This window comes from Bradyrhizobium symbiodeficiens (genome assembly GCF_002266465.3).
GTDB lineage: Bacteria > Pseudomonadota > Alphaproteobacteria > Rhizobiales > Xanthobacteraceae > Bradyrhizobium > Bradyrhizobium symbiodeficiens.
The window spans coordinates 6,761,011-6,786,760 of the sequence record NZ_CP029427.2 but is presented as its reverse complement, the minus strand read 5'-3'; the positions used below and the strand labels follow the sequence as shown (position 1 = coordinate 6,786,760).

Sequence of the window (25,750 nt, the reverse complement as noted above, 5' to 3'; positions counted from 1 at the left end):
TTGAGGCAGTCCTCGAATACGTGCTATACGAGGCCCTGTGGGTCAGGAAACGCACCGATGTCTGCCGTAGATTATGGCCGGGAGGCGCTCGACTTCATTGAGGGGCTAGGGACCTATCGCAAGGTGCCCGAGGCCATGGATGCGCTCGAAACGGCGTTCGGTCGATTCGGCTTCGAAACCATCATCGTGACGGGCTTGCCCAATCCCGACCAACGGTTTGCGCAGATGGTGCTCGCCAAGCGTTGGCCGGCCGGCTGGTTCAGCCTCTACACCCAGAATAATTACGACCGCTTCGATCCCGTGGTGCGGCTGTGCCGGCAATCGGTCAATCCGTTCGAATGGTCGGAAGCGCCCTATGACGCCGAGCTCGAGCCCGATGCGGCCGAGGTGATGAACCGCGCCAGCGAGTTTGGCATGTCGCGGGGCTTCATCGTGCCGATCCACGGGCTCACCGGCTATGAAGCCGCGGTGTCGCTTGGCGGCGTTCATCTCGACCTCAATCCGCGAAGCAAGCCGGCGCTGCACCTGATGGCGATGTATGGCTTCGACCACATTCGGCGTCTGCTTGAGCCGACGCCTTATCCCCCGGCGCGCCTCACCCCGCGCGAGCGCGAGGTGATCTCCTGGGCCTCACAGGGCAAGTCGGCCTGGGAGATCGGCGAGATTCTGCACATCACGCAGCGCACTGCGGAAGAGCATCTTGCGACTGCCGGGCGCAAGCTCGGTGCCGTCAACCGCACGCATGCGGTGGCGCTGGCGATTCGGAACAAGATCATCAATCCGTAAGTGCCGTACTGGGAAATTTCCCAGTATCGAACCCGGCCCTTTTCGCCGACTCTGCCTCCATTGAGGATGAATGGGGGATTTCATGATTCATGCTATTTCTGCGGTCAATCGCCACCTTTATGAAGACGTGATCGAGCAGCATTTCCGGTTGCGCCACGACGTCTTCGTCGAAGAGCGGCACTGGGAGGCGCTGCGCAGGCCGGATTGCCGCGAGATCGATTCCTACGACGACGAGGATACCGTCTATCTGCTTGCGCTCGAGGGGCGGCGGATCATTGGTGGTCACCGGCTCTACCCGACGACCAAACCCTCGATGATGAGCGAGGTGTTCCCGCATTTGGCGTCGGTGCGCGGTTGCCCCGCGGATCCGCTGGTCTGGGAATGGTCGCGCTACTTCGTCGTGCGTGATCGCCGCGACGGCGCGCTCAACCTGCAACTGATGGCGGCGGTGCAGGAGTTCTGCCTCAATCAGGGGATCGCGCAGGTCAGCGCGATCATGGAGACCTGGTGGCTGCCACGCTTCCACGAGGCCGGCTTCGTGGTGACCCCGCTTGGCCTGCCGGCTCTGGTGGAGAACGCGTGGACCATGGCGGCAACCATCGACATTCGTCGCGAGACCCTCGATGCCCTGCACGATCGTATCGGCATGAATTCGGTCGTGCGCCAGGACGGCCCGCATCTCGACGCCGTCGCCCGTGCCAACCTCTGCGGCCTTGCCGCGCAACGAAAGAGCGCCTGAGATGTCGAACATGATGCGGGACAGCCAGATCATGGCGCAGATCAGGGACGAGAATCTCGGCTACATGTCGGACATGGCGCTCGAGCTGGCACAGATGGCGGAGGACACCGGATTGGCGACGCTCGCCTATCTGTTCCGGATGGCGGCGCTGGAGGCTTCGACGGCCAACAGCGTGCTCGCCGAACTGGATGATCTTTCCCGGCAGGTGACGTCGCACTAGACGCATCTCATCGATCCCAAGAATTCCACACCCTCTTCCCGGCGGCGGGGGGAGGGCGATCGTTTGGGTGCGGCAGGTTGCCCCAGCCGGCGCGGCAGCCTTCTTGCAAGGGCGTTTTGCGAGGCCATTTCGATCACATGCACCGGCATGCAACAAAGTGCATGTTCGGTGTCGAATCGCTCTTGCCTCGGAACGATACTGCCATTACCCATTTTTCCGCCTTGATGAGGCAAGGGGGAGCTCTTTCACTGATGGCGACAATGTTCGAACATCGGCGCGACACCGCGTGCGCCTGAAAGAGTCTTGATGCTGCTCGTCGTCGAACAGTTCCTGAACGGATTGCAGTTCGGCCTGCTGCTGTTCCTGCTCGCCGCCGGCCTGACGCTGGTGTTCGGGATCATGGATCTCGTCAACCTCGCGCACGGCTCGCTCTATATGATGGGCGCCTATTTCGCAGCGACCTTCGCGGCCTGGACCGGCAGCTTCCTGCTCGGCGCGCTGCTGGCGCTTGGCGCCACGCTGATCCTCGGCATCGTGCTCGAAATGTCGGCGCTGCGGCATCTCTATGGGCGAGATCATCTCGACCACGTGCTCGCAACCTTCGGGCTGATCCTGTTCTTCAACGAAGCCGTGCGGTTGATCTGGGGGCCGGCCGGCCTTGCGCTGCCGCTGCCGGCCTGGCTCACGGTGCCGGTGCCGATCCTGCCCGGCATTCACTATCCGGCCTATCGGCTTGCCATCATCGTGGTGGCGCTGCTGGTGGCGCTGCTGCTCTATCTCGGGGTGATGCGCACGCGCATCGGCATGCTGATCCGCGCCGGCGCCTCCAACCGCGATATGATCGGCGCGCTCGGCATCAACATCAAGCTGCTCTACACGCTGGTGTTCGGCCTCGGCGCCGCGCTCGCCGGCCTCGCCGGGCTGATGCAGGCGCCGATCCTCACCGTGCAGATCGGCATGGGCGAGAACATCCTGATCCTCGCCTTCGTCATCATCGTGATCGGAGGCATCGGCTCGATCCGCGGCGCGTTCCTCGCCGCGATCTTCGTCGGCATGATCGACACGCTCGGCCGCGCCTTTCTGCCCAATCTGCTGCGGCAGGTGCTGAGCGGCGCCGCCGCCTCCACCGCCGCACCCGCATTGTCCTCCATGCTGATCTATCTGCTGATGGCGGTCGTGCTGGTGGTGCGGCCGGAGGGGCTGTTTCCGGCCAACCGTCGATGAAGAGTTTGACTGTGAGCAAGGCCGTCACGGCCCTGATGCTGGCCGGCCTCGTGCTGCTGCCGCTCTATTCGCAACTCTCCGGCAACATCTTCATCCTGACGCTGTTCACCCGCATCATCATCCTGGCGCTGGCGGCCGCGAGTCTCAATCTCATCATGGGTTTCGGCGGCATGATGAGTTTCGGCCACGCCGCCTATCTCGGCATCGGCGGCTACGCGGTCGGCATGCTGGCGCAGGAAGGTGTCGGCTCAGGCTTCATCCAGTTTCCGGTCGCGCTCGCGGCTTCCGCAATCTACGGCCTCGTGATCGGCGCACTCAGCTTGCGCACCCGCGGCGTCTATTTCATCATGATCACGCTCGCCTTCGCGCAGATGGCCTATTACGTCGCCTCCGGCCTTGCCCGCTACGGCGGCGATGACGGCCTGACCGTCTACAAGCGCAGCGACTTCTCCGGGCTGATCGACCTCTCCAACCGCACGCAGTTCTATTATCTCTGCCTCGCCTGCCTGCTCGGTGTCATCTTCCTGATCTGGCGCATCGTCAATTCGCGCTTCGGCCTCGTCGTGCAGGGCTTGCGCTCCAACGAGCAGCGCATGCAGGCGATCGGCTTTCCCGCCAAGCGCTATAAGCTCGTCTGCTTCGTCATTTCAGGGACGATGTGCGGCCTCGCCGGCGCGCTGCTCGCCAACAACACCGATTTCGTCAGCCCGGCCGTGATGTACTGGACGCGCTCCGGCGACCTCATGGTGATGGTGATCCTGGGCGGCATGGGCACGCTGTTCGGCCCGGTCGTGGGCGCGGTGGTGTATCTGTTGCTGGAAGAGTTTCTGTCGCAGCTCACCGAATACTGGGCGCTGATCATGGGTCCGCTGCTGCTGTTGATCGTGCTGTTCGGACGCGGCGGCATCATGGGCTTGCTGGGGAGGATCGGCCGTGGCTGAACCCCTGCTCCGCGTCGAAAAGCTGGTGCGCCGATTCGGCGGCATCATCGCGACGGATAATGTCTCGCTCGACGTCGCGGCCGGAGAGCTGCACGCCATCATCGGCCCGAACGGCGCCGGCAAGACCACGCTGATCAGCCAGCTCACCGGGCATCTCGAGCCGCATTCCGGTAGCGTCTCGTTGGGCGGTCGCGACATCACCTATCTGCCGGCCCATCGCCGCTGCGCGCTCGGTCTTGCGCGTTCGTTCCAGATCACCTCGCTGCTGCTGGACTTCACCGCTGCCGACAACGTCGCGCTGGCGGCGCAGGCTCATGCCGGCACCTCGTTCCGCTTCTTTGCCAATGCGCGCAAGGAGCGATCCCTGCGCGATACCGCGCACGCCGCGCTCGATCGCGTCGGCCTGCTGCATCGTGCCGATGTCGTGGTGAACAGGCTCAGCCATGGCGAGCGCCGCGAGCTCGAGCTTGCGGTGGCGCTGGCGAGCAAGCCGAAGCTGCTGTTGCTCGACGAGCCGATGGCCGGGCTGGGGGTCACCGAATCCCAGCGCATGGTGAAGCTGCTCCAGGAGCTGCGCAAGGAAGTCTCGATCGTGCTGGTCGAGCACGACATGCCGGCGGTGTTCGCGCTGGCCGATCGCATCACGGTGCTGGTCTATGGCCGCGTCATCGCCTCGGGCGATCCGGCCGCGATCCGTGCCAACGAGGACGTCAAGCGCGCCTATCTCGGCGACCAGCACGTGGTGACGCACCATGTCTGAAAAGGTGATGGCTGACACGCTGCTCGAAGTCGACGGCATCGAGACCTGCTACGGCCTCTCCCAGGTGCTGTTCGGCCTGTCGCTGTCGATCAAGCCGGGCGAGATGGTCTCGCTGATGGGCCGCAACGGCATGGGCAAGACCACGACCATCCGCTCCATCATGGGCCTGACGCCGGCCCGCGCCGGCAGCATTCGTTTCGCGGGCGCCGAGGTCAGGCAGCTTCCGTCCTACAGGATCGCAAAGCTCGGCGTCGGTCTGGTCCCTGAAGGACGCCAGATCTTTCCGAACCTCACCGTGCGCGAAAACCTGGTCGCGGCCGCCGCCGACCGCTTCGGCAGCCCCAATCCCTGGACGCTGGCCGCGATCTACGTGATGTTTCCGCGCCTCGCCGAACGCGCCGCCAACATGGGCAACCAGCTCTCCGGCGGCGAGCAGCAGATGCTGGCGATCGGCCGCGCGCTGATGACCAACCCGAAATTGCTGATCCTGGACGAGGCGACCGAAGGCCTCGCGCCGCTGATCCGCGAAGAGATCTGGCACTGCCTGTCGCTGCTCAAGAGCCGGGGCCAGTCGATCCTGGTCGTCGACAAGAACGTCGACCACCTCGCCCGCATCTGCGATCGCCACACCATCATCGAGCGCGGCAGGACGGTATGGAGCGGCACGTCGGACGAACTGATGGCCGAGCCGGATCTGCAGCATAAATATCTGGGGATCTGAGCCCCGCTCTCTCCCCGTCATTGCGAGGAGCGAAGCGACGAAGCAATCCAGAATCCCTCCACCGGCACACTTCTTGATTGCTGCTACACTCGCAATGGCGGAGGCGAGAGCCGTGTCCTCTCACCAATAAATCCCATGCCGATGCAATTCGCGAATCACGCGTGCTTCGGTGGACGGTCGACGGTGCTTCGGCTTGGTTTTTTCCGTGGTGCGGGTAGTCGGCGCGGCGGCTGTTGCGGCCGGCGCTGCCGCCACAGTTGAAGCAGGTGCGGTGGTCGCCGCCTGGACATTCGCCGGCGGCTGGGTCGCCTGCGGCGCGACCGCGGCGGTCGTCGCCGGCTGCTCGGGCATCTGTTGGGTTGCATTGGTCGCCGCGAGGCTAAGGCTCCGCGAGCCGCCGGCATAAGCTTGCGTCGTGAGCACCGACAGCGCGGCGATCAGAATCAGCTTGCGCATGAAACTCTCCGTGGTCCGGTCAATCCGTCTTACACAATCCGCAATGATGGACGACTAGCGCACCATGCGAACCATCTCGATCTCGATCAGAGTGGTTCTGCAGGACAGGCGATAAATCAGGCCGAGCAATTGACTCCACATGACCGACTCCTTTGTTGATCATCAGAGGCAACAATGGACCCGGTGTCTTTCCTGCGTTTTTCATGCGGTGAGGAAAATGGCTTCGTTCGGGACGCAATGATGTCGCCGGAACAGGCGGGACGAAGTGGCCTCACGAGGGTGTGAGGTTCAACACCATGCCCCGGGGCGCAAAGGCCGCGGCCACGCACAAGCTCTGTCAGTTGACGCAACGCAATAATCGGGATATCCCTGTATCAGGTCCCGGGATATCCCGATATCTGGAGGCTGCCCTGACTAAGCGTGCGTTGCCGGTCATCGAGCCAAATCGCTGTAATTGCGGGGCTTTGCGCAAGGCGTCGCGCCGGATGTCGCAGTTCTACGACGCCGCGTTGGAGGCCTCGGGCCTCCGTTCGACGCAGTTTGCGATTCTGGCCGAGATCAACCGCCGGGGGGATGCCGCGCCCTCGATCGGCCAGCTCGCCGATGCGCTCGTCATGGACCAGTCGACCGTCGGGCAGAACCTGCGCCCGTTGCAACGTGATGGCCTGGTCGTGCTGGAGCAGGATGAGGCCGATCGCCGGAGCCGGCGGGTGAAGCTGACGCCGACGGGCTCCGCGCGCCTCGATGCTGCGCGGCCGCTCTGGCGTGAGGCGCAAGAGAAATTCGAGACCGAGTTCGGCGCAGCTGCGGCGGCCGAACTGCGGAGCGTCCTGGCCGGCATTGCCCGGAATACGTCGCTGGTCGTCGAAGAAAAGGCTTGAGCAATGAACAGTGTCGAACGCGGCACCTTCGCACGTGCGGCGGCGCCTGATCTTTCGGTATCGCCCGCGCCTCGCCGCCCGTCGGCTTCCCCAAACACGGTGCTCGCGATCGTGTGCGTAGGCATTTGCCTCGCCAATCTCGATCTCTTCATCGTCAACGTCGCGCTCCCCAGCATCGGGCGAGACTTCAAGGGCGCTTCGCTCGACGACATGTCGTGGGTCTTGAACGGCTACGCGATCGCATACGCGGCGTTGCTGGTGTTCTTCGGCCGGCTGGCCGAACGCCACCGCAGGAACCTCAGCTTTCTGCTCGGCGTCGGCCTCTTTACCGTCGCCTCCGCAGCCTGTGCCGCCGCTAACAGTGTCGCAATGCTCACCGCGTTTCGCATCGTCCAGGCGGCGGGTGCCGCGCTGATGACGCCGACCTCGCTCGGATTGCTGCTGGCAGTGTTTGCGCCGGAGAAGCGCGGCAGCGCGGTGCGCACCTGGACGGCGATTGGTGGTCTGGCCGCGGCCCTCGGGCCCGTCGTCGGCGGCATGCTCGTGACCGTCAACTGGCGCTGGATCTTTTTCGTCAACGTCCCGATCGGTCTTGCCGCCATGGCGATCGGCTGGTGGAGGCTTCCAGAGATTGAGGGCCATGACGCGCCACGCCCCAAATTCCTTGATGCAGTGCTGGTGACGGGCGGCATCGGTGCGCTCGTCTTCGCCATCGTCAAAGTCAGCGACTGGGGTATGCGCGCGCCGGCCATCGCCTACAGCTTTGCAGTCGCCGCGATCCTGCTGACCGTATTTGTCTGGCGCTGCTTCCGCACCGAAAATCCATTCGTCGATCCGGCGCTGTTTCGTATTCGCCAGTTCACCGGGGCCGCCCTGGTGATGGCGCCTTACTCGGCCGCGTTTGGCGCGATGCTGCTGTCGGTGGCCCTGTGGGAACAGACCGCGTGGGGATGGTCGGCGTTGCAGACGGGACTCGCGATCGCACCGGGGCCGCTGATGGTGCCTATCACGTCGCTGCTGTTCGCGAACCGGCTGATCGCGCGTTTCGGCGCCGCGCCCGTTGTCACAGCCGGCATCGTCGTCTTCGCCGCCGGTCTGGTCGCTTGGGCAACCCTGATCGGTCCCGAGCCGAGCATGGCGTTCGTGATCATGGGCATGATTCCGACCGGCATCGGTGTCGGATTGACCTTCCCGACCTTGATGGGCGTCAGCGCCGCCGGACTGCCCCCGTCATCCTTCGCGACGGGCTCCGGCGTGATCAACATGATCCGCCAGGCCTCGCTTGCGGTGGGCGTCGCGATCTTCGTCGCCATCATCGGTACGCCCACATCGTTGCCGGAGCGCCTCGTCGCATTTCAGCGCGGATGGTGGGTAATGGTCGCGATCGTCGCGCTGGGCCTTCTGCCGACCTACTTCTACCTCAGGCAGAAGCCGAAGGCGGCATAACCGAGCTCGATCAAAACACCTCGAAATACTCGCGGTGCTCCCAGTCGGTCACCTCGGACAGGAAGCGGTCGATCTCGGCGTTCTTGATGTGGGTGTAATAATCCACGAACTCAGGCCCGAACTTTTCGCGGAAGAACGGATCGTCCGTCAGTGCGCTGACTGCATCGCGCAGTGATTTCGGCAGCAGCGGCGCCTTGGTCTCGTAGGGCGTGTCAGCGGACGGGCCCGGATCGAGCTTGCGGTCGACGCCGTCGAGGCCCGAGAGGATCTGCGAGGCCATGTAGAGATAGGGATTAGCGGCGGGCTCGCCGATGCGGTTTTCGAGGCGCGTGGCGGCATCATTGGCGCCGCCGAGCACGCGGATCATCACGCCGCGATTGTCGCGGCCCCAGATCGCGCGGTCCGGCGCCAGCGAATAGGAACGGTAGCGTTTGTAGCCGTTGATGGTCGGGGTCGTGAACAATGTCGAGGCGCGGGCGTGGTCGAGCAGGCCCGCGAGCCAGGCACGGCCGAACGCGCTGAGCGGTTCGCCGCCGTCTTTAGCCATGAACTGGTTTTCGCCGCTCGCGCGGGAGACGATCGACTGATGCAGGTGCCAGCCGCTGGCGAACACGTTCGGCAGCTTCGGCCGGCACATGAAGGTGGCGTGGTAGCCGTGCCGGCGCGCGATCTGCTTCACGGCAGAACGAAACAGCACCATGTTGTCGGCAGGTTCGATTCCCTTTCGCGGCGCGAAGGTGAACTCGCACTGGCTCGGCCCGAACTCGACCTCGACCGAGCGCAAGGGCAGTCCGAGCGCGATGATGTCGCGCCGTAGAATCTCCAGCACCGGCTCCATCTGATCGAAGCGCTGCTCGGTGAGATATTGATAGCCGTGGCTGAGCAGGCTCACCGAGGGCGGCGTGCCCGGCTGTCCCGCATCTTCGGGCCGCATATGCGGATCGTCGAGCTTGAAGATGTGGAATTCGACTTCGAGCCCCGCGACGAAATCGTATCCGCGGCTGGTGAGCTCGTCGAGCGCCTTGCGATGGAGCGAGCGCGTCGCGAACGGCACCGGGCGGCCGTCGGCAAAATAAAGGTCGCACAGCACCCAGCCCGTGGTCGGTGCCCACGGCAAGACGCGAAACGTGGTGGGGTCAGCGACCATCAGCACGTCGGCCGCGCCCTCCATCTCCTTCATGCCGAAGCCGCCGCCCGCGGTGAACACCGGAAATACCGTGCGGTGCGAGGTGTCCTTGGCCAGCATGGTGGTGGTGATGGAGCAGCCGCTCTCCAGCGAAGCGATCGCCTCCGAGGCGATGATGGTCTTGCCGCGCAGGATGCCGTGCTGGTCGGGGAAGGCGAGGCGGAACACCTCGAGATTCTTGTCCTCGACGAGACGGCGCATGCGCGACGCGGCATCCCTCTGCTCATCCGACCACAGCGCGTGACGCGCGACGAAACTCACTTCACCACTCCTTCAACTGCCGTAGGGTGGGCAAAGCGAAGCGTGCCCACCGCGTCTATCATCCGAACGAAAGCATGGTGGGCACGGCGCTTTGCGCCTTTGCCCACCCTACGGGCTCCGAGCAAGAACGTCACTCCGCCGCCGTCAGCCGGTGCACGTTGTCCGCGATCTCCTTCGGTACCGGTGCGGCCCAAGGAGCGCCACGGCGGCGCTTGACGTCGACCTCCATCCAGTAGAGCTCCCAGCCCTGGGTCGGCCCGATGCCGTCCATGGTCGCCGGTCCCTGGATGCTGCGTGCCCTGCTCTCGTCGAGGAACAGCATCGGCTTCTCGCCGCCGCCGACCTTTTCGATCTCCTGCCGCAGCAGGCGGCGATATTGCACGATCGCCTTGTCGCTCGAACCGAGATGCTCCTGGGTGCGATCCTGGATCGCGCCCATCGATTCTACCGCCCATTGGTCGTGGACGTTGATGTCGTTGCCCATGCCGGTATAGGTCGCGGTCTGCTGCTCGTGCGGATCGAACCCGTAATCGTTGCTTCGGTTCTTGCGCGATTTGTAATCCGGCAGCTCGTAGAGTTCGAGCCGCTGGTCGCGCATCTTCTGCTTGTCGACGGGGTTCGAATAGCTGGTGAAGATCGCGTACCAGTAGCAATTCTCGTCGTCGATCGGGACGTGCCACTGCGTGATCGTCATCTCCGTGCTCATGGGAATGACGAACGCATGCGGAAACAGCTGGTTGGTCACGCGCACATGGGTGCGCTCCTCGTCGATCTCGCGCAGCGCGATCAGGCGCATGCCGTATTCGGTGTGCTCGACATTGATGATCGGGCGGTCGTATTCGCGCAGGATCTTCGTCATCGGCAGGTCGGAGCCGGCGGAGGCGCCGCGGAATTGCTTGCCGTAGGCGGTGGAGGTGTCCTCATCCTCGAAGAAGCGGTGCAGGTAGGAGGCGTGCGCGGGATCGATGCCGACTTCAAGGGCCTGCAGCCAGTTGCAGGCCATGTGGCCCTTGAACGCAAAGGTGTGCGTGCTAGGGGCGACGAAACAATCGATCTCCGGGAATGAAGGCGGCGCGCCCTCGCCGAGATAGGCCCAGAGGATGCCGCTCTTTTCGACCACGGGATAGGAGCGCTGCCTGATGTTCTGGCAGAGCTTTGAGTCCTTCGGCTCGGCCGGCGTCTCGATGCATTGGCCGGTGGCGTCGAACAGCCAGCCATGGAAGGCGCAGCGCAGGCCGCCATGCTCGAGCCGTCCGAAGGCGAGATCGGCGCCGCGATGCGCGCAATGGCGATCCATCAGGCCGTAGCGTCCGGTCTCGTCGCGGAACAGCACCAGGTTCTCGCCGAGCAGCTTGACGGGACGGATCGGTCGCTCGCCTTGCAGCTCATCCACCAGCGCCGCCGGCTGCCAGTAGCTCCGCATCAGCTTGCCGCAGGGATCCCTGGGACCGGTGCGGGTGATCAGGTCGTTCTGCTCCTGGCTCATCATGGCGGGTGCATCCTTGTGCGGAGTAGCGCTTGTTCGGCTATTGAACGAATGTGCGAATTATGACATGCCTTGAACCGGCAGCAAGCACTATTTTGCAGGATTGTCCCCGACATGCCCAAGCTGAAGCGGAGCGAGAACGACGAGCGTGCGACGGATTTCGTCGAGAGCCTCGATCGCGGCCTGCGCCTGCTGCAATGCTTCGGCACCAATGCAGGTCCGATGACGCTGAGCGATCTCGCGCGCGCGGCGGATCTGCCGCGCGCGACGGCCCGGCGCATGCTGTTCACGCTGCAGCGCGGCGGCTACGTCTCCGGCGACGGCAAACTTTTCTCGCTGACGCCGCATGTGCTGACGCTGGCGGCGTCCTATTTGCGTTCCAACCAGCTCGTCGCCGTGCTTCAGCCCGTGCTCGATCGCGTCGCCACCGCGGCGAACGAAATCTCCTCGCTCGCGGTGCTCGACGGCGACGAGGTCGTGTTCGTCGCCCGCAGCAGCCCGGCGCGCATGTTCTCGGGTGGACTCGAAATCGGCTACCGGCTGCCGGCCCACTGCACCTCGGTCGGCCGCGCCATGCTCGGCCAGCTCGACAATGCCGATCTCGCGGCGCGCCTGAAGAAGATGACGCGCGAGGCGTTGACGCCGAAAACCGAGACCAATCCCAAGACGCTGCTCGCGCGCATCGTCGCCGACCGCGCCCAGGGCTATTCGCTGGTCGATCGCGAGGCCGAGCCGCATTTCCGCTCGATCTCGGTTCCGGTGCGTCGTTACGACAATGTGATCGTGGCCGCGATCAACATGGGCGCCCATGTCGACCGCGTGCCGGCAAAGGAATTGATCGAGCGTTTCCTGCCGCTGCTGCGGGACGCCGCGGCATCCGTGAGCTCGCAATTGTTGTGAGTTGCGACCCGCGCGCACAGGTCGCGGTGCGCCAGCGTGCTCGCTGTGTCACAAGGCAAAAATGCCGCATGAAACACCTCTCATCGCCACCATCGTCGTCGGACTCGGACTGGCCTTCGTATTCGGAACCATTGCTCAGCGGTTCCGCATCCCCCCGCTGGTCGGATATCTCATCGCCGGAGTTGCGGTCGGTCCGTTCACGCCCGGCTTCGTTGCCGACCAGGCACTTGCCACCGAGCTCGCCGAGCTCGGCATCATCCTGCTGATGTTCGGCGTCGGCCTGCATTTCTCGCTGCAGGATTTGCTTTCGGTGCGGAAGATCGCCGTGCCCGGCGCCGTCGTGCAGATCGCGGCTGCGACATTGATGGGACTGGGCCTTGCATGGCTGATGGGCTGGAGCATCCCGGCGGGGCTCGTGTTCGGCCTTGCGCTATCGGTGGCGAGCACCGTCGTCCTGCTTCGCGCGCTGCAGGAGCGCCGCCTGATGGAGACCGACCGTGGACGCATCGCCGTCGGCTGGCTGATCGTCGAGGACCTCGCGATGGTGCTCGTGCTGGTGCTGTTCCCCGCGATCGCGAGCCTTCAGGGCGGCGCCGAGGGCATACCCGCGTTCGAACCGCTCGCGGCGCAGGCCGGCTTCGGGCTCGCCGGCATCGTGGTGCTGACCCTCGTCAAGATCGTCGTGTTCATCGGCCTGATGCTCGTCGTGGGCCGCCGGGTGATCCCGTGGATCCTGCACTACATCGCCCATACCGGCTCGCGCGAATTGTTCCGTCTCGCCGTGCTCGCGATCGCGCTGTGCGTCGCATTCGGCGCGACCAAGCTGTTCGACGTCTCGCTGGCGCTCGGCGCGTTCTTCGCCGGCATGATGCTGCGGGAATCGCCGCTCAGCGCGCGCGCCGCGCAGGAATCGTTGCCGCTGCGCGATGCCTTTGCCGTGCTGTTCTTCGTCTCGGTCGGCATGATGTTCGATCCGATGAGCGTGGTCCGCGAGCCCTGGCCGCTGCTTGCCACCCTCGCGATCATCATGCTGGGCAAATCGCTCGCGGCCTATTTGATCGTGGTCGTGTTCCGCCACCCTGTCGCCACGGCGCTGACGATCTCGGCGAGCCTGTCGCAGATCGGCGAGTTCTCCTTCATCCTGGCCGAGCTCGGCGTCGCCTCGCAGATCCTGCCCAAGGAGGGCCGCGACCTGATCATGGCGGGCGCGATCCTCTCCATCATGCTCAACCCGCTGATGTTCGCCGCCGCCACCTGGCTTGCGCCGCGTCTCGACCCGCGGCGCGAAGAGCCTGCGGTGACAGCCGCGGTCACCGAGGTGATCCGAACCACGGAATTGACGGATCATACCATCGTGATCGGCTATGGCCGCGTCGGTGCGCTCGTCGGTGATGCGCTGAAGCAGCGGCAGCTGCCGTTCCTCGTGGCCGAGGTCGGAGAGAGCCTGCTGGCGAAGCTGAAGCAGAGCGGCATCGAGACCGTCACGGGCAACGCTGCCCAGCCCGAAGTTTTCGGCGCCACCAATCCGTCACGGGCACGGCATCTCGTGATCGCGATCCCCGAAGCGTTCGAGGCGGGACAGATCGTGCAGCAAGCGCGCGCTGCAAATCCGGATATCCGCATCATCGCGCGGGCGCACGCGGATGCCGAGGTCGACCATCTCAAGGGGCTTGGGGCTGATGTCGTCATCATGGGCGAGCGGGAAATCGCGCGCGGCATGATCGAGGAGCTGGAGAGGAGGGTTCCGGATGCTGCCCCGCAGGATCGCCGTCCGCTCGCGGTCGGTTCGGTCGTCTGACCGCGGGGCACCTCGCCCTATCGCCCTTCCGCCTCGCGCTCCATGTCGCGTCCCGACAGATCCTCGCCCTGCATGTTGGCGTAATCCCGCGCCATCTCGCGCATCAGGAATTTCGCCGGCACGTCGTGATAGCTGCCGCGGTCGTTGACGTATTGCATGTAGGCGCGGCCTTCGCCGTCGAAGGGATGCAGCAGCGCATCGGTGTGGCCGTCGAAATCGAGCGGCGCCACGCCGACCTTGGCGCAGAGCGTGTCGTTGAAGGTCGGCGTCGCCTTGCGCCAGGCGCCGTCGACATGGACTTCCGTGAAACCGTGCCAGGTGAAGATGTCGGTGCCCATGCTCTGCCGCAGCTTCTCTGTGGTGAGATGGTTCTTCACGTCGGCGAAGCCGACGCGCGCCGGAATGCCGTGGACGCGGCAGGCGGCGGCATAGAGCGACGCCTTGCCGACGCAATAGCCTTGCCCGGCGGCAAGCACGCTCGAGGCGCGAAAGGTCTCGGCGACGCGCATGCTGACGTACGGATTGTAGCGGATGCCGTCGCGCACCGCCTTGTAGAGCCGGCTGGCCTTCTCGCGCGCGCTCGCATCCGCGCGCACGGCGTCAGCCGCGAATTGCTCCACGGCGGGGTGATCGCTGTCGATGTACTCGCCGGGATCGGTGTAGAGGCGGCGGATGGTGTCGGGGAGGGTGTCGGTCATGTCCGGAGCTTAGAGCCTTTTCCTTTCGAACGACACTGAAACCCGAAGGTCGATTTGATTCAGAGCTTTCGCAGATCGGTCATCCACCGGATCGATACCGCGCCCGCTCAATCCGGCAGTGGCGTGCCTCCAACCTTGGGCCAGTAGGTCCCAAAGCTCCAAAGGCCGCCCTCGGGGTCGCGCGCGGAGAAATCGCGGCTGCCATAGTCGGTGTTGTAAGGCTCCAGTTCGATGCGGGCGCCGGCTGTCTTGACCTTCTCATAAAGCGCGTCGGGATCGTCAACGGCAAGATAGACGGCGTCCGTCCGGCGGCCGTCGACCTCTCCCACGCGCTTGGCGTAAGCATCGTCTCGTTGCGCACCCAGCATCAGGATCGAGGATCCCAACGCCAACTCGGCGTGGGCGACGATGCCGTCGCGCCGGTAGACAACGCGCTCACTGAATCCCAGAACGTCTTTCAGCCAGGCGATCATTGCCTCGGCGTCGTTGCAACGCATCGTATGGAACAGGCGTGGCGCTTCTCTGTCGACTTGCAAACTCATGAAACTCTCCGGATTGCGAACGACCGAACCTTAGCCGGACGCTTCTGCGGGGGCTTGAACAATTGGGACCTTGTCTATCCCGCGGCGGCGCGGGCCAGGCGCGAGTCGGTGCCCTGTATCCGCGCCGCCCACGCGGTCGGCGTCTCGCCGCTGAAGATCCGGAAGTCGCGGGCCAGATGGGCTTGGTCGGCATAGCCTGCATCGATGGCGATGGATGCCCACCCCGTGCCGGTCCGGCTGCGCGCAAGGCCGCAGGCCATGTGAAAGCGCAGCATCTGGGCCAAGGTCTTGGGCGCGACGCCGATCTCCTGCTGAAAGCGGCGTGCGAGATGCTTGCGGCTCCAGCCGACCTCGGTGGCCAGTGCGCCGATCCTCGATGTTCCCCCGCTGCGGCACAGTGCATCGAGAGCCGCAGCGATCGCCGGGGACGGTTCGTGCACGGCGCGTCGGTGAACGAAATCCTCGACGATCGCGAAGCGTTGTGGCCATTCCCGGGCATCAGCCACCATCTCGGCGAGCCTGCGGCCCTCGCGACCTAGGACATCGCCGAGATCGATCATTTGGGCCGTCAGGTCGGCCACTGCTCCGCCATGGAAGCGAAATGCGCCGAGCGGCGTGAAATCGATCTGAACGCAGGCGGCGCGGCCGTCGGATTCGATCTGCACCGGTCCTGGAAAAAGACCGGCTACAAAGCTCGGCTGGGCATCCCCACTGTTGGGCTCGCGGCCGAGCGCAATCCGGAATGGCGTTCCCAGGCTGATGAGGAGCGGCAGTGCGACCGGCGCTGCGTGCCGAAACGAGGCCAGACCCAGACCATTCTCGCGGTAGAACGAGATGCCGGAGACGATATGAGCAAGGTGTGGAGAAGCCGGCCTGTTGACGACATCGGGAACCGACAAAGCGTCCATCGGATATCTCACTGCTTGCGGCACAGCATAGCGCCGCTGCGGCGTCCGACCAACAGTGAGTTTAGTCGGCGATTAGCGGTTGCGCATCCAGTCGGCGAGGCCCGAGATCGCGCGATCGAGGTCCTGCCGCGCGGCGGCATCAGTCACCGTCTCCTCCATCGCGCCGCGCATGCAGAGCATCCACGCGTCGCGTTCGGCATCGCCGATGGCGAAGCCGAGGTGTCGCTGCCGCAATCGCGGATGGCCTTTCTCCGGGGAATAGAGTTTGGGCCCGCCGGTCCATTCGGTGAGATAGCGCTTCAAGACGTCCCTGATCAGGCCGAGATCGTCCGCATGCATCGCACGGATGATCTTGGCCTCCGGCAGCGTGTCCATCCGATCGTAGAAGCGGTCGACCAGGGCGTCGATCGTGGCGCTGCCGCCGATTCGCTCGAACATCGTGATGGTGACGTCGGTGTCGGACATCTCTACAGCGCCACGCTGCGCAGCCCGAAGCTGCGGGCTTCGTTCTGCAGCACCGGGCGCACCGCATCGATCAGCCGCGCTGCTGCGGCGTCGACGGAAAGACCCGCCGTATCCACCACCGCCGTCGCCCGCGCGTACAACGGCTCGCGGCTCAGCAAAATGTTGCGCAGTTCGGCCATCGCGGAGCGATCGTCGGCCATCGGGCGCAAATCGCCCTGGCGACGGACGCGGGCCATGTGCTCTTCTGGCTCGGCCTTCAGCCAGATCGTGTAGAACGAGCTCAGGATCTGGTCGAAGGTCAAGGGCTCGGAGACGATGCCGCCGCCGGTCGCCAGCACCATCAGTTCGTTGCGCGCGAGCAACTGCTGCAGCGCCGCCTGCTCCATGCGGCGAAAGCCTTCCTGGCCGTAGAGCGCGATGATCTCGGCGACCGAGAGCCCGTTCTGCTGCTCGACCTCCTTGTTGAGCTCGACGAAGCTCCAGCCGACCTTCTTCGCCAAAATCTTGCCGAGTGTGGATTTGCCGGCGCCGCGCAGGCCGATCAGCGCGATGCCGCAGAACGGCGCGCGCCGCGGCGCGGTGGCGCTGCCGCCGGCGAGCAGATCTTTCGCCTGCGCGATCTGGGCAGGCGTGGCCTTGCGCAGGAGATCGCGAAACATCTGCCAGTCCGGCGTCGGATCGGCGCTTGGCAACAGATCCTCGAGATGCGCGCCCATCGCGTCGGAGACGCGGCGCAACAGCACGATGGAGACATTGCCCTTGCCGCTTTCGAGCTGCGCGATGTAGCGCTCCGAAATGCCCGATACCTTGGCGAGCACCTTGCGCGACATGCCGCGCAGTGCGCGCATGGTGCGCACCCGCTGGCCGAGCTGTTCGAGGAAATGGGATTCGGCGTCGGGACTGTCGGTCATGATCCTTCTTTGCGGATGTCCTCTTGAAGGAAGTCCTTCGGCGCGCTTTAATGAAACATAGTGCCTGCTGGCATTGACAGCAAGCCGCCGCGGTGTCTTTCTATGAATTATAATTCTAAATTCGGGGGAGAAGTCCGTGAGCGAGGGATCCTACAACGCGGTGACCTGGCTGCTCGACCGTAACGTCAGGGAAGGCCGGGGCAACAAGCTGGCCTTCGACGACACCGTCTCGCGGCTCACCTATGGCGAGCTCCAGCAACAGAGCTGCCGCGCCGCCAACATGCTGCGCCGGCTCGGCGTCCGCCGCGAGGAGCGCGTGGCGATGATCATGCTCGATACGGTCGATTTCCCGGTGGTGTTTCTGGGCGCGATCCGCGCCGGCATCGTGCCGGTGCCGCTCAACACGCTGCTGACCGCGGACCAATACGCCTACATCCTCGCCGACTGCCGCGCCCGCGTGCTGTTCGTCTCCGAGGCGCTCTATCCCGTCATCAAGGACGTCGTCGGCCGCATGCCCGATCTCGAGCATGTCGTGGTCTCCGGTGCCAAGCAGAACGGTCACAAGCAGCTCGCCGAAGAGCTCGCCGGCGAGAGCGATCAGTTCGCCACCGCCGCGACGCATCCGGACGAGCCGGCATTCTGGCTCTATTCGTCCGGCTCGACCGGCATGCCCAAGGGCGTGCGTCATATCCATTCCAATTTGCAGGCGACCGCCGACACCTACGCCAAGCAGGTGCTCGGCATCCGCGAGAGCGACGTGTGTCTCTCCGCGGCCAAGCTGTTCTTCGCCTACGGGCTCGGCAACGCACTGACCTTCCCGATGTCGGTCGGCGCCAGCGTGATCCTCAACAGCGAACGGCCGACGCCGGCGCGCATGTTCGACCTGATGAACCGCTACAAGCCGTCGATCTTCTACGGCGTGCCGACCCTGTTCGCGGCGATGCTCAACGACGAGGCCATGAAGGCCGAGCGCGGCGGCGGCGCCTTGCGCATCTGCACCTCGGCCGGCGAGGCGCTGCCGGAATCCGTCGGCAACAGCTGGAAGTCGCGCTTCGGCGTCGACATTCTCGACGGCGTCGGCTCGACCGAGCTGCTGCACATCTTCCTGTCGAACGCGCCGGGCGACATCAAATACGGCTGCTCCGGCAAGCCCGTGCCGGGCTATGCGGTGCGGCTGGTCAACGAGGCCGGCCAGGACGTCGCCGACGGCGAGGTCGGTGAGCTCCTGGTCGATGCGCCCTCGGCCGGCGAGGGCTACTGGAATCAGCGCCACAAGAGCCGCCGCACCTTCGAGGGTCCGTGGACCCGCACCGGCGACAAATATGTGCGCGACGCGGAAGGCCGCTACACCTTCTGCGGCCGCGCCGACGACATGTTCAAGGTTTCCGGCATCTGGGTTTCGCCCTTCGAGGTCGAGAGCGCGCTGATCACCCATCCGGCCGTGCTGGAAGCCGCCGTCGTGCCCGAGGCCGATCCCGAAGGACTGTTGAAGCCGAAGGCCTTCGTCGTGCTGCGCCCGGGCGCGACCACTGTGGATCTGCAGGAGATGCTGAAGGAGCACGTCAAGCAGAAGATCGGCCCGTGGAAATATCCGCGCTGGATCGACGTGGTGGAGTCCTTGCCGAAGACGGCGACCGGAAAGATCCAGCGGTTCAAGCTGCGGGAAGGGGCGAATTAGCCGAAGCCGCCATGGCCGGGCATAGGCGAGCGGAAGCGACGCCGTCCTTCAGACGGCTATGCCCGGCCATGGCGACGGAGAGAGAAGAGCGCAGAAATGACCAACCTCACGCCCACAGGCTTCCTCGACGTCGGTGCCGCCAGCCTCGAATACAAATGGCTTGCGCCCGCATCCGCTGACGCGCCGACCATCGTCATGCTGCACGAAGGTCTCGGCTGCGTCGGCCTCTGGGGCGATTTCCCGGAGAAGCTGCAACAAGCGACCGGCGCCGGCATCTTCGCCTATTCGCGCGCGGGTTATGGACAGTCCAGCCCGGTTACGTTGCCGCGGCCGCTCGACTACATGCAGCGCGAGGCACTGGACGTGCTGCCGAAGCTGCTCGACGCGATCGGCTTCAGGCGTGGCCTGCTGCTCGGCCATTCCGACGGCGCCTCGATCGCGACGATCTATGCCGGCGCGCATCAGGATCATCGCCTGCAGGGCCTCGTGCTCCTCGCCCCGCATTTCATCGTCGAGGACATCTCCGTGACATCCATCGCCGCCATCAAGACGACATTCGAGACCACCGACCTGAAGGCAAAACTCGCGCGCTGGCACAAGGACGTCGACAACGCCTTCTACGGCTGGAACGGCGCCTGGCTCGACCCGAAATTCCGCGATTGGGACATCTCGGAATATCTCGCCTATATCCGCGTTCCCATCATGGTCCTGCAGGGTGCAGGCGACCAATATGGGACACTGCGTCAGGTCGAAATTGCGCAGGAAGAGTGCTACTGTCCGGTCGATATTAAAGTCATTTCAGACGCGGGCCATTCCCCGCATCGTGAAGCGCCGGGGGCGACGCTTGACGCGATCGAGCAATTTGCAGATGCGGCCCTGCGCGACGATCAGGGACTTCAGGTACGCGCCGCATGACCATGTGAAGGCACATCCATGAATGTGCCTTCACATGCGACCGGCCAATTGCCGTGGCCGCGATGGGCCTATGTGCCGGGCGAGACCGGCGGCATCGAGGCCGATGACGAGACGCTTGGTTTGGCCAAGGCGCTGGTGCCATCGGCCTTTCGCGGCTACGTGCCGGCCCGCCACCCGGCGCTGCGTTACGGGCTCGCGCTCAACGACCGCGGCTATTTCTGGGAAGCACAGGAGGTGCTGGAGACGGTCTGGGCCGCGGCCCCGCAGAGCGGCCGCGAACGCATCCTGCTGCGCGCCTGCATCCATATCGCCAATGCGAACTTGCGGCTGCGGATGCAGAAGGCGCATTCGGCCGCGCGCCTGTTCGGCGACGCGCTTGCGGAGTTGATGTCGCTCACCTCGCGCAAGGCGGCGCCGGCCGGCGATGGCTTCGTCGAGAGCTTTCCGATTCCGGCGTTGACGGCGTTGCTCCAAGCCAAGCTCGGCCGTCCCCAGCTCTCCAAGGCCGACTGGATCGCGATCAGCGCCATCGTGCGGTCCTGAGCGAATATGAAACAAAGTGCACGTGAGATTTTGGCAATATGATCGCATCACTAGTAGCAGTTCTATCAATCAATCAATCAAGCAAGCCGATGGCCAAGCCTTCCAAAAGTCCGATCGTCCTCGACGAAGCCGTAGAATGCGGGGGCTTGTGGCGACCGCGTACGTTGCAAGTCAAAATGGATGACCTGTTTGTGCGACAGTTGACAAAATCACGACAAATTCGATAAGCGCAAAGCCTAGAATGCCCAAAAGGCCGGCCATTAGCGAAAGCCTCATAAAGGCGTGGGCCTCGTTGAGGCACTTTACGTTTGTCCGAATGCCTTGAGCGTAGATCGCTGCCTGTCCCGCTAATGAATCACGCAGGCAGCGCTTTTCTTTAACGTCCGGCTCCCAATGTGCAGGGTTGTTGCCAGCATAGCTGAATGGAGTGGGCCGGGCAGCGCGTACTGCGTGGACTAATGCAAAGGCCAGAAAGAAAACAATCCATCCAACGCCCAACAGATGCAATCCGAGCGGCTTACCAACAGAAACCAATGTTGCCGTCCCGCCCACAATGGCAGCTAAGATGGCCGCAAGATATACTGCCGTATTTATTGCACGCTGGTCAGCAGCAAGCCCCGCCGTCAATTGCGCCGTCAAGAACGACTCGGCTTCACGAACGATTTCCTTTAGAACCTCAAGATCTGCCACTTTAAGTGTCTCGGCGAGTTTTTTTGCGATCATCATCAGTCATGGGCCAACCAAATGTTTCCAGATGAACCAGAGCGCGGCCATAAAGGGCCACCGCAAACGGATATCCAACAGCAGATAATTCGAGAGCAGCGCGAGCAGGAGGAGCGCAGGCGACGACAGGAAGAAGCAGAGCGGCAGCGCGAACGGCAAAAACGAAAAGAGGACTAGCCTTCTTTGCTGATTTTCTTACGGGCGTGAATTCTACGGCCTTTTGGTTCGATGTTTGGAGGGTTTTCGCAGCTGACGCCTCCGCGCAGTCAAGGCGTTCCATCGCGTCGCTAACCACAAAGACGTTCATGCATAAAGCGCTGCGCTTTCTGCGCTGGCGTTGCGCCGGCTTCCTCTTAACTTTCGGTTTTTCCTATGCCCGGTGCTGCGGCGGGCTTGCACCGTCGCGCCAGCGGCGCGTCCGAAGAATGAATTTCAATTTCCTGAGCGTTAGAGGGCTTTTTCATGGTGCTGCCGTCTCGCCGCAAGCAGTTCACGTTTGTCATGACGCCCACAGACAACGAACTTTGGGCAATAGGAGCCATAGCTGTCCAGTGGTCTCAACTCGAAACCTTTATAACCGCGTTCGTTCACGCACTAACAGACGACAAAGCTGCGCGCGATATATTTGACGCCACGCGCGCCGTAGACCAGCGCCTTAACCAATGGCAGGCCGCTGTTGAGCGCGAAATCCTACCTGAACACCAACCTAAAATTATCGCTCTCATCCGCAGGATCAAAGATGCCAAATTCTTACGCGACCGAGTCATGCATGGCACCTGGACCGGCGATCACGTGGAAAGTTCCGACGGGATTACCAACTCTGCCGTGTTCAATTGGGGGCCACGGAAGCCTTACGAATGGGACTTGGATTTTGGGAAGCTGATGAAGCTTGCCCTACTGATCGACAGATGCATTACCGAACTCGCATTCGACATCGGACGAATGGGCGCGGGGCCCGACGAGTTCATTCAGCTTGGCGACTCGTTGCAGCATATACGGCGCAAACCACGTCGGCCGGAGAAATAGGCCCGCCAGCATCTCGGCGGGCTTGCCATTCTTCCAATGCGCAGATGCCTGCAAAGGTTATAGCCAAGCTATTCTCACGCCAATTTCCGGCTCGTTGAGAGGGAATCGTTTCGGAATCACCATTCCCCTGCGGGGCGGCTTCAGAACCAAACGTCGCGTGCTGCTTTGTCAAGGCGATAATGTGCAACAAAGTGCATGCGGACGCAGTTAAGGGCTGGACGCATCCCAAAAGATGCACTATTGTGCATCTAACGGTACAACCAAGACAGCATAGGGATGGCCCATGGCCGGGGAAGATCGGCGCCTCGCAGGCGGCGCGACATTCATCGATTTCCAGACCGAACCCTCCCGCTACAAGCACTGGAAGCTCGCGGTCGAGGGTGACGTCGCGACGCTGACCATGGACGTCGACGAGAACGGCGGCCTGTTCGAGGGCTATCTGCTCAAGCTCAATTCCTACGATCTCGGCGTCGACATCGAGCTTGCGGATGCTGTGCAGCGCCTGCGCTTCGAGCATCCGGAAGTGAAGGTCGTGCTGCTGCGCTCGGCCAAGAACCGCGTGTTCTGCGCCGGCGCCAACATCCGCATGCTTGCGGGCTCGACGCACGCTCACAAGGTGAACTTCTGCAAGTTCACCAACGAGACCCGCAACGGCATGGAGGACTCCTCGGAGAATTCTGGCCAGCGCTTCATCACCGTGGTGAACGGCTCCGCGGCCGGCGGCGGCTATGAGCTGGCGCTCGCGACCGACCACATCATTCTGGCCGACGACGGCGCGTCCGCCGTCGCGCTGCCCGAAGTGCCGCTGCTCGCGGTGCTGCCGGGCACCGGCGGTCTCACCCGCGTCGTCGACAAGCGCAAGGTGCGCCGCGACCACGCCGATTTCTTCTGCACCATCGAGGAAGGCGTGAAGGGCAAGCGCGCCGTGCAATGGCGCCTCGTCGACGAGATCGTGCCGAACAGCAAGCTCGAAGGCAAGATCGCCGAGCGCGCCAAGGAGTTCGCGGCCGCCTCGAAGCGCAAGGGTAGCGGCAAGGGCATTACGCTCTCCCCACTCAAGCGTGTCATCGACGAGACAAGCATCCGCTACGGCTTCGTCACCGTCGACATCGACCGCATGGCCCGCATCGCGACCATCTCGATCAAGGCGCCCGAAGCAGCCGCCCCCGCCGACATCGACGGCATGATGGCGCAGGGCGCATCGTTCTGGCCGCTCCAGGTCGCGCGCGAGCTCGACGACGCCATCCTGCATCTGCGCATCAACGAGCTCGAGATCGCCATGCTGGTGTTCAAGAGCCATGGCGAGCGCGCCCATGTGCTCGCGCACGATGCCTTCCTCGAAGCCAACAAGGCGCATTGGCTCGTCAACGAGATCCGCCACTACTGGAAGCGCGTCTTGAAGCGCATCGACGTCACTTCGCGCACGCTGGTGACGCTGGTCGAGCCCGGCTCCTGCTTTGCTGGCACGCTCGCCGAGCTCGTCTTCGCCGCCGACCGCTCCTACATGCTGGTCGGGACGCGCCAGGGCGACAACCGCCCGCCGCCGTCGATCGAGCTCTCCGCGATGAATTTCGGCCCCTATCCGATGAGCCATGGCCTGACGCGGCTGCAATCGCGCTTCCAGGCCGATCCCTCCGATGTGGAGCGCGCGGAAGCGACGCTTGGCACCGCGCTCGACGCCGAGCAGGCCGAGGAGCTCGGCCTCGTCACCTTCGCGCTCGACGACATCGACTGGGACGACGAGGTCCGCGTGTTCCTGGAGGAACGCGCCAGCTTCTCGCCCGACAGCCTTACCGGCATGGAAGCGAGCCTTCGCTTCGTCGGCCCCGAGACGATGGAATCGAAAATCTTCTCGCGCCTGACCGCGTGGCAGAACTGGATCTTCCAGCGCCCCAACGCAGTCGGCGAAGAAGGCGCGCTGCGCCGCTACGGCAGCGGCCAGAAGCCGAAATTCGATATGACGCGGGTTTAGCGAGTAGGGAGTGGCGAATAGCGAATAGGGAATTCCATTCGCTACTCGCCATTCGCAGGCGACGATCAACGACAGCGATCACGTAAGCCAGTCCCCCACGGGAGGTCCCCCATGAACATCATGAACGTCGACTACTCGACCAAGATTCCGAACAACGTCAATCTCGCTGAAGACCGCCAGGTGCTGAAGGCGCTCGAAGGCTGGCATCCCGGCTACATGGATTGGTGGAGCGACATGGGGCCGGAAGGCTTTCAGGAATCGCTGGTGTATCTGCGCACCGCCTATTCGGTCGATCCGCGCGGCTGGGCCAAGTTCGACTATGTCCGCATGCCCGACTATCGCTGGGGCATTCTCCTGGCTCCCCAGGAAGAGAACCGCGTCGTGCCGTTCGGCGAGCATTACGGCGAGCCAGCCTGGCAGGAGGTCCCCGGCGAGCATCGCGCCATGCTGCGCCGCCTGATCGTGATCCAGGGCGACACCGAGCCGGCTTCGGTCGAGCAGCAGCGCCATCTCGGCAAGACCGCGCCCTCGCTCTACGACATGCGCAATCTGTTCCAGGTCAATGTCGAGGAAGGCCGCCATCTCTGGGCGATGGTCTACCTGCTGCAGAAATATTTCGGCCGCGACGGCCGCGAGGAAGCAGACGATTTGCTGCGCCGCCGCTCCGGCGATGCCGACGCGCCGCGCATGCTCGGCGCCTTCAACGAGGCGACGCCGGACTGGCTGTCCTTCTTCATGTTCACTTATTTCACCGACCGCGACGGCAAGATGCAGCTGCACAGCCTCGCGCAATCCGGCTTCGATCCGCTGTCGCGTACCTGCCGCTTCATGCTGACGGAAGAAGCGCACCACATGTTCGTCGGCGAGACCGGCATCACCCGCGTCGTGCAGCGCACCTGCGATGCGATGCGCGAAGCCGGCATCACCGATCCCACCGACATCGCCAAGGTCCGCGCGCTCGGGGTGATCGATCTTCCGACCATCCAGAAGAAGTTGAACCTGCACTACACGCTGTCGCTCGATCTGTTCGGCTCGGAGGTCTCGACCAACGCGGCCAACGCCTTCAACGCCGGCATCAAGGGCCGCTATCACGAGACCCAGATCGAGGACGATCACCAGCTCAAGAACGCCACCTATCCGGTGCTGAAGTTCATCGACGGCGAGATCAAGCTGGTCGACGAGCCGGCGCTGACCGCGCTCAACATGCGCCTGCGCGACGATTACAGCCAGGATTGCGTCAAGGGCCTGCTGCGCTGGAACAAGGTGATCTCGACCGCGGGCTACGACTTCCAGCTCAAGCTGCCGAACGTCGCCTTCCACCGCCACATCGGCGAGTTCAAGAGCATCCACGCGACGCCCGATGGCCTCCTGATCGACGATGCCACCTGGACGAAGCGCAAGGACGATTGGCTGCCCTCGACCGCCGACGGCAACTTCATCACCTCGCTGATGCAGCCCGTCACGGAGAGCGGCAAGTTCGCCTCCTGGATCTCGCCGCCGAAAGTCGGCATCGACAACAAGCCCGGTGATTTCGAGTACGTGAAGATCGAGTCGTAAGGGCGCT

General features: G+C 63.9%; 27 protein-coding genes. 17 read left to right on the top strand and 10 right to left on the bottom strand.

What is annotated here, in order from left to right:
- Positions 1–57 precede the first annotated feature (57 nt).
- From CIT39_RS32075 to CIT39_RS32045, 7 genes are all read left to right on the top strand, one after another.
- Positions 58–786 carry a LuxR family transcriptional regulator gene (locus CIT39_RS32075; protein WP_094976326.1) on the top strand — a complete coding sequence of 243 codons (729 nt, stop codon included), beginning with the start codon at positions 58–60 and terminating at the stop codon, positions 784–786.
- 82 nt (positions 787–868) lie between these two features.
- Positions 869–1,525, top strand: a complete 657-nt coding sequence (locus tag CIT39_RS32070; protein ID WP_162308794.1) for an acyl-homoserine-lactone synthase — start codon at positions 869–871, stop codon at positions 1,523–1,525.
- Position 1,526: 1 nt separating this feature from the next.
- Positions 1,527–1,745, top strand: a complete 219-nt coding sequence (locus tag CIT39_RS32065; protein ID WP_094976328.1) for a hypothetical protein — start codon at positions 1,527–1,529, stop codon at positions 1,743–1,745.
- A 306-nt stretch (positions 1,746–2,051) separates the two neighbouring features.
- On the top strand, positions 2,052–2,969 hold the full coding sequence (locus CIT39_RS32060) for a branched-chain amino acid ABC transporter permease (RefSeq protein WP_094976329.1): 918 nt from the start codon (positions 2,052–2,054) through the stop codon (positions 2,967–2,969).
- A complete protein-coding gene (locus CIT39_RS32055; protein WP_094976330.1) occupies positions 2,966–3,910 on the top strand; it encodes a branched-chain amino acid ABC transporter permease in 945 nt (314 codons plus the stop codon). The genes CIT39_RS32060 and CIT39_RS32055 overlap by 4 nt, the downstream gene beginning before the upstream one ends.
- Positions 3,903–4,670 carry an ABC transporter ATP-binding protein gene (locus CIT39_RS32050; protein ID WP_094976331.1) on the top strand — a complete coding sequence of 256 codons (768 nt, stop codon included), beginning with the start codon at positions 3,903–3,905 and terminating at the stop codon, positions 4,668–4,670. The genes CIT39_RS32055 and CIT39_RS32050 overlap by 8 nt, the downstream gene beginning before the upstream one ends.
- Positions 4,663–5,391, top strand: coding sequence for an ABC transporter ATP-binding protein (locus CIT39_RS32045; protein WP_162308793.1), 729 nt, complete (start codon positions 4,663–4,665; stop codon positions 5,389–5,391). The genes CIT39_RS32050 and CIT39_RS32045 overlap by 8 nt, the downstream gene beginning before the upstream one ends.
- 120 nt (positions 5,392–5,511) lie before the next feature.
- Here the strand turns inward: CIT39_RS32045 and CIT39_RS32040 are convergent, their stop codons facing one another.
- A complete protein-coding gene (locus CIT39_RS32040) occupies positions 5,512–5,847 on the bottom strand; it encodes a hypothetical protein (RefSeq protein WP_094976332.1) in 336 nt (111 codons plus the stop codon).
- Between the two features lie 485 nt (positions 5,848–6,332).
- Here CIT39_RS32040 and CIT39_RS32035 point away from each other — a divergent pair, with 485 nt between their 5' ends.
- Both CIT39_RS32035 and CIT39_RS32030 read left to right on the top strand, forming a co-directional pair.
- A complete protein-coding gene (locus CIT39_RS32035) occupies positions 6,333–6,728 on the top strand; it encodes a MarR family winged helix-turn-helix transcriptional regulator (RefSeq protein ID WP_094976333.1) in 396 nt (131 codons plus the stop codon).
- 3 nt (positions 6,729–6,731) lie between these two features.
- Positions 6,732–8,174, top strand: a complete 1,443-nt coding sequence (locus CIT39_RS32030) for an MFS transporter (RefSeq protein ID WP_094976334.1) — start codon at positions 6,732–6,734, stop codon at positions 8,172–8,174.
- A 10-nt stretch (positions 8,175–8,184) separates the two neighbouring features.
- Here CIT39_RS32030 and CIT39_RS32025 read toward each other — a convergent pair whose 3' ends face one another.
- Together CIT39_RS32025 and CIT39_RS32020 are read right to left on the bottom strand one after the other, a co-directional pair.
- Positions 8,185–9,621 (bottom strand): glutamine synthetase family protein, encoded by a 1,437-nt coding sequence (locus CIT39_RS32025; protein ID WP_094976335.1) that lies wholly within the window; start codon positions 9,619–9,621, stop codon positions 8,185–8,187.
- Positions 9,622–9,751: 130 nt separating this feature from the next.
- Positions 9,752–11,110: an aromatic ring-hydroxylating dioxygenase subunit alpha gene (locus CIT39_RS32020; protein ID WP_094976336.1), complete on the bottom strand. Its 1,359-nt coding sequence runs from the start codon at positions 11,108–11,110 to the stop codon at positions 9,752–9,754.
- Positions 11,111–11,221: 111 nt separating this feature from the next.
- On the opposite strand from CIT39_RS32020, the gene CIT39_RS32015 reads away from it, so the two are divergent.
- Positions 11,222–12,007 carry an IclR family transcriptional regulator domain-containing protein gene (locus CIT39_RS32015; RefSeq protein WP_094976337.1) on the top strand — a complete coding sequence of 262 codons (786 nt, stop codon included), beginning with the start codon at positions 11,222–11,224 and terminating at the stop codon, positions 12,005–12,007.
- A 61-nt stretch (positions 12,008–12,068) separates the two neighbouring features.
- Positions 12,069–13,805 (top strand): YbaL family putative K(+) efflux transporter, encoded by a 1,737-nt coding sequence (ybaL, locus tag CIT39_RS32010; protein WP_094976338.1) that lies wholly within the window; start codon positions 12,069–12,071, stop codon positions 13,803–13,805.
- Positions 13,806–13,822: 17 nt separating this feature from the next.
- Here ybaL and CIT39_RS32005 read toward each other — a convergent pair whose 3' ends face one another.
- The 5 genes from CIT39_RS32005 to CIT39_RS31985 all read right to left on the bottom strand — a co-directional run bounded on the left by CIT39_RS32005 (position 13,823) and on the right by CIT39_RS31985 (position 17,329).
- On the bottom strand, positions 13,823–14,503 hold the full coding sequence (locus CIT39_RS32005) for a transglutaminase-like domain-containing protein (protein WP_094976339.1): 681 nt from the start codon (positions 14,501–14,503) through the stop codon (positions 13,823–13,825).
- Between the two features lie 107 nt (positions 14,504–14,610).
- Positions 14,611–15,045, bottom strand: a complete 435-nt coding sequence (locus CIT39_RS32000; protein WP_094976340.1) for a VOC family protein — start codon at positions 15,043–15,045, stop codon at positions 14,611–14,613.
- Between the two features lie 74 nt (positions 15,046–15,119).
- On the bottom strand, positions 15,120–15,710 hold the full coding sequence (locus CIT39_RS31995; protein ID WP_244607487.1) for an AraC family transcriptional regulator: 591 nt from the start codon (positions 15,708–15,710) through the stop codon (positions 15,120–15,122).
- Positions 15,711–16,025: 315 nt separating this feature from the next.
- Positions 16,026–16,418: a group II truncated hemoglobin gene (locus CIT39_RS31990; protein ID WP_094976342.1), complete on the bottom strand. Its 393-nt coding sequence runs from the start codon at positions 16,416–16,418 to the stop codon at positions 16,026–16,028.
- 2 nt (positions 16,419–16,420) lie between these two features.
- Positions 16,421–17,329, bottom strand: coding sequence for a helix-turn-helix transcriptional regulator (locus CIT39_RS31985; protein ID WP_094976343.1), 909 nt, complete (start codon positions 17,327–17,329; stop codon positions 16,421–16,423).
- A gap of 136 nt (positions 17,330–17,465) precedes the next feature.
- On the opposite strand from CIT39_RS31985, the gene CIT39_RS31980 reads away from it, so the two are divergent.
- From CIT39_RS31980 to CIT39_RS31970, 3 genes are all read left to right on the top strand, one after another.
- On the top strand, positions 17,466–19,007 hold the full coding sequence (locus tag CIT39_RS31980; protein ID WP_094976344.1) for a benzoate-CoA ligase family protein: 1,542 nt from the start codon (positions 17,466–17,468) through the stop codon (positions 19,005–19,007).
- Positions 19,008–19,103: 96 nt separating this feature from the next.
- A complete protein-coding gene (locus CIT39_RS31975) occupies positions 19,104–19,922 on the top strand; it encodes an alpha/beta fold hydrolase (RefSeq protein ID WP_094976345.1) in 819 nt (272 codons plus the stop codon).
- An 18-nt stretch (positions 19,923–19,940) separates the two neighbouring features.
- Positions 19,941–20,465 (top strand): DUF309 domain-containing protein, encoded by a 525-nt coding sequence (locus tag CIT39_RS31970; protein WP_094976346.1) that lies wholly within the window; start codon positions 19,941–19,943, stop codon positions 20,463–20,465.
- Between the two features lie 171 nt (positions 20,466–20,636).
- Here the strand turns inward: CIT39_RS31970 and CIT39_RS31965 are convergent, their stop codons facing one another.
- Together CIT39_RS31965 and CIT39_RS31960 are read right to left on the bottom strand one after the other, a co-directional pair.
- On the bottom strand, positions 20,637–21,191 hold the full coding sequence (locus tag CIT39_RS31965; protein WP_334273051.1) for a hypothetical protein: 555 nt from the start codon (positions 21,189–21,191) through the stop codon (positions 20,637–20,639).
- On the bottom strand, positions 21,157–21,495 hold the full coding sequence (locus CIT39_RS31960; protein WP_334273050.1) for a hypothetical protein: 339 nt from the start codon (positions 21,493–21,495) through the stop codon (positions 21,157–21,159). Before CIT39_RS31960 ends, CIT39_RS31965 begins: the two co-directional genes overlap by 35 nt.
- Positions 21,496–21,650: 155 nt before the next feature.
- Between CIT39_RS31960 and CIT39_RS31955 the strand changes: the two genes are divergently transcribed.
- The 3 genes from CIT39_RS31955 to boxB all read left to right on the top strand — a co-directional run bounded on the left by CIT39_RS31955 (position 21,651) and on the right by boxB (position 25,743).
- Complete coding sequence (locus tag CIT39_RS31955) at positions 21,651–22,214, top strand: hypothetical protein (RefSeq protein ID WP_094976348.1); 564 nt, start codon at positions 21,651–21,653, stop codon at positions 22,212–22,214.
- Between the two features lie 283 nt (positions 22,215–22,497).
- Positions 22,498–24,186, top strand: a complete 1,689-nt coding sequence (gene boxC, locus CIT39_RS31950; RefSeq protein WP_094976349.1) for a 2,3-epoxybenzoyl-CoA dihydrolase — start codon at positions 22,498–22,500, stop codon at positions 24,184–24,186.
- A 120-nt stretch (positions 24,187–24,306) separates the two neighbouring features.
- Positions 24,307–25,743 carry a benzoyl-CoA 2,3-epoxidase subunit BoxB gene (gene boxB, locus CIT39_RS31945; RefSeq protein WP_094977031.1) on the top strand — a complete coding sequence of 479 codons (1,437 nt, stop codon included), beginning with the start codon at positions 24,307–24,309 and terminating at the stop codon, positions 25,741–25,743.
- Positions 25,744–25,750 lie beyond the last annotated feature (7 nt).

Bases quoted from the DNA above. Each gene is read 5' to 3' on its own strand.
- CIT39_RS32075 (WP_094976326.1), top strand. From the start codon at position 58: ATGTCTGCCGTAGATTATGGCCGGGAGGCGCTCGACTTCATTGAGGGG.
- CIT39_RS32070 (WP_162308794.1), top strand. From the start codon at position 869: ATGATTCATGCTATTTCTGCGGTCAATCGCCACCTTTATGAAGACGTG.
- CIT39_RS32065 (WP_094976328.1), top strand. From the start codon at position 1,527: ATGTCGAACATGATGCGGGACAGCCAGATCATGGCGCAGATCAGGGAC.
- CIT39_RS32060 (WP_094976329.1), top strand. From the start codon at position 2,052: ATGCTGCTCGTCGTCGAACAGTTCCTGAACGGATTGCAGTTCGGCCTG.
- CIT39_RS32055 (WP_094976330.1), top strand. From the start codon at position 2,966: ATGAAGAGTTTGACTGTGAGCAAGGCCGTCACGGCCCTGATGCTGGCC.
- CIT39_RS32045 (WP_162308793.1), top strand. From the start codon at position 4,663: ATGTCTGAAAAGGTGATGGCTGACACGCTGCTCGAAGTCGACGGCATC.
- CIT39_RS32040 (WP_094976332.1), bottom strand. From the start codon at position 5,847: ATGCGCAAGCTGATTCTGATCGCCGCGCTGTCGGTGCTCACGACGCAA.
- CIT39_RS32035 (WP_094976333.1), top strand. From the start codon at position 6,333: ATGTCGCAGTTCTACGACGCCGCGTTGGAGGCCTCGGGCCTCCGTTCG.
- CIT39_RS32030 (WP_094976334.1), top strand. From the start codon at position 6,732: ATGAACAGTGTCGAACGCGGCACCTTCGCACGTGCGGCGGCGCCTGAT.
- CIT39_RS32020 (WP_094976336.1), bottom strand. From the start codon at position 11,110: ATGATGAGCCAGGAGCAGAACGACCTGATCACCCGCACCGGTCCCAGG.
- CIT39_RS32015 (WP_094976337.1), top strand. From the start codon at position 11,222: ATGCCCAAGCTGAAGCGGAGCGAGAACGACGAGCGTGCGACGGATTTC.
- ybaL (WP_094976338.1), top strand. From the start codon at position 12,069: ATGCCGCATGAAACACCTCTCATCGCCACCATCGTCGTCGGACTCGGA.
- CIT39_RS32005 (WP_094976339.1), bottom strand. From the start codon at position 14,503: ATGACCGACACCCTCCCCGACACCATCCGCCGCCTCTACACCGATCCC.
- CIT39_RS32000 (WP_094976340.1), bottom strand. From the start codon at position 15,045: ATGAGTTTGCAAGTCGACAGAGAAGCGCCACGCCTGTTCCATACGATG.
- CIT39_RS31990 (WP_094976342.1), bottom strand. From the start codon at position 16,418: ATGTCCGACACCGACGTCACCATCACGATGTTCGAGCGAATCGGCGGC.
- CIT39_RS31985 (WP_094976343.1), bottom strand. From the start codon at position 17,329: ATGACCGACAGTCCCGACGCCGAATCCCATTTCCTCGAACAGCTCGGC.
- CIT39_RS31975 (WP_094976345.1), top strand. From the start codon at position 19,104: ATGACCAACCTCACGCCCACAGGCTTCCTCGACGTCGGTGCCGCCAGC.
- CIT39_RS31970 (WP_094976346.1), top strand. From the start codon at position 19,941: ATGAATGTGCCTTCACATGCGACCGGCCAATTGCCGTGGCCGCGATGG.
- CIT39_RS31965 (WP_334273051.1), bottom strand. From the start codon at position 21,191: ATGATGATCGCAAAAAAACTCGCCGAGACACTTAAAGTGGCAGATCTT.
- CIT39_RS31960 (WP_334273050.1), bottom strand. From the start codon at position 21,495: ATGAACGTCTTTGTGGTTAGCGACGCGATGGAACGCCTTGACTGCGCG.
- CIT39_RS31955 (WP_094976348.1), top strand. From the start codon at position 21,651: ATGGTGCTGCCGTCTCGCCGCAAGCAGTTCACGTTTGTCATGACGCCC.
- boxC (WP_094976349.1), top strand. From the start codon at position 22,498: ATGGCCGGGGAAGATCGGCGCCTCGCAGGCGGCGCGACATTCATCGAT.
- boxB (WP_094977031.1), top strand. From the start codon at position 24,307: ATGAACGTCGACTACTCGACCAAGATTCCGAACAACGTCAATCTCGCT.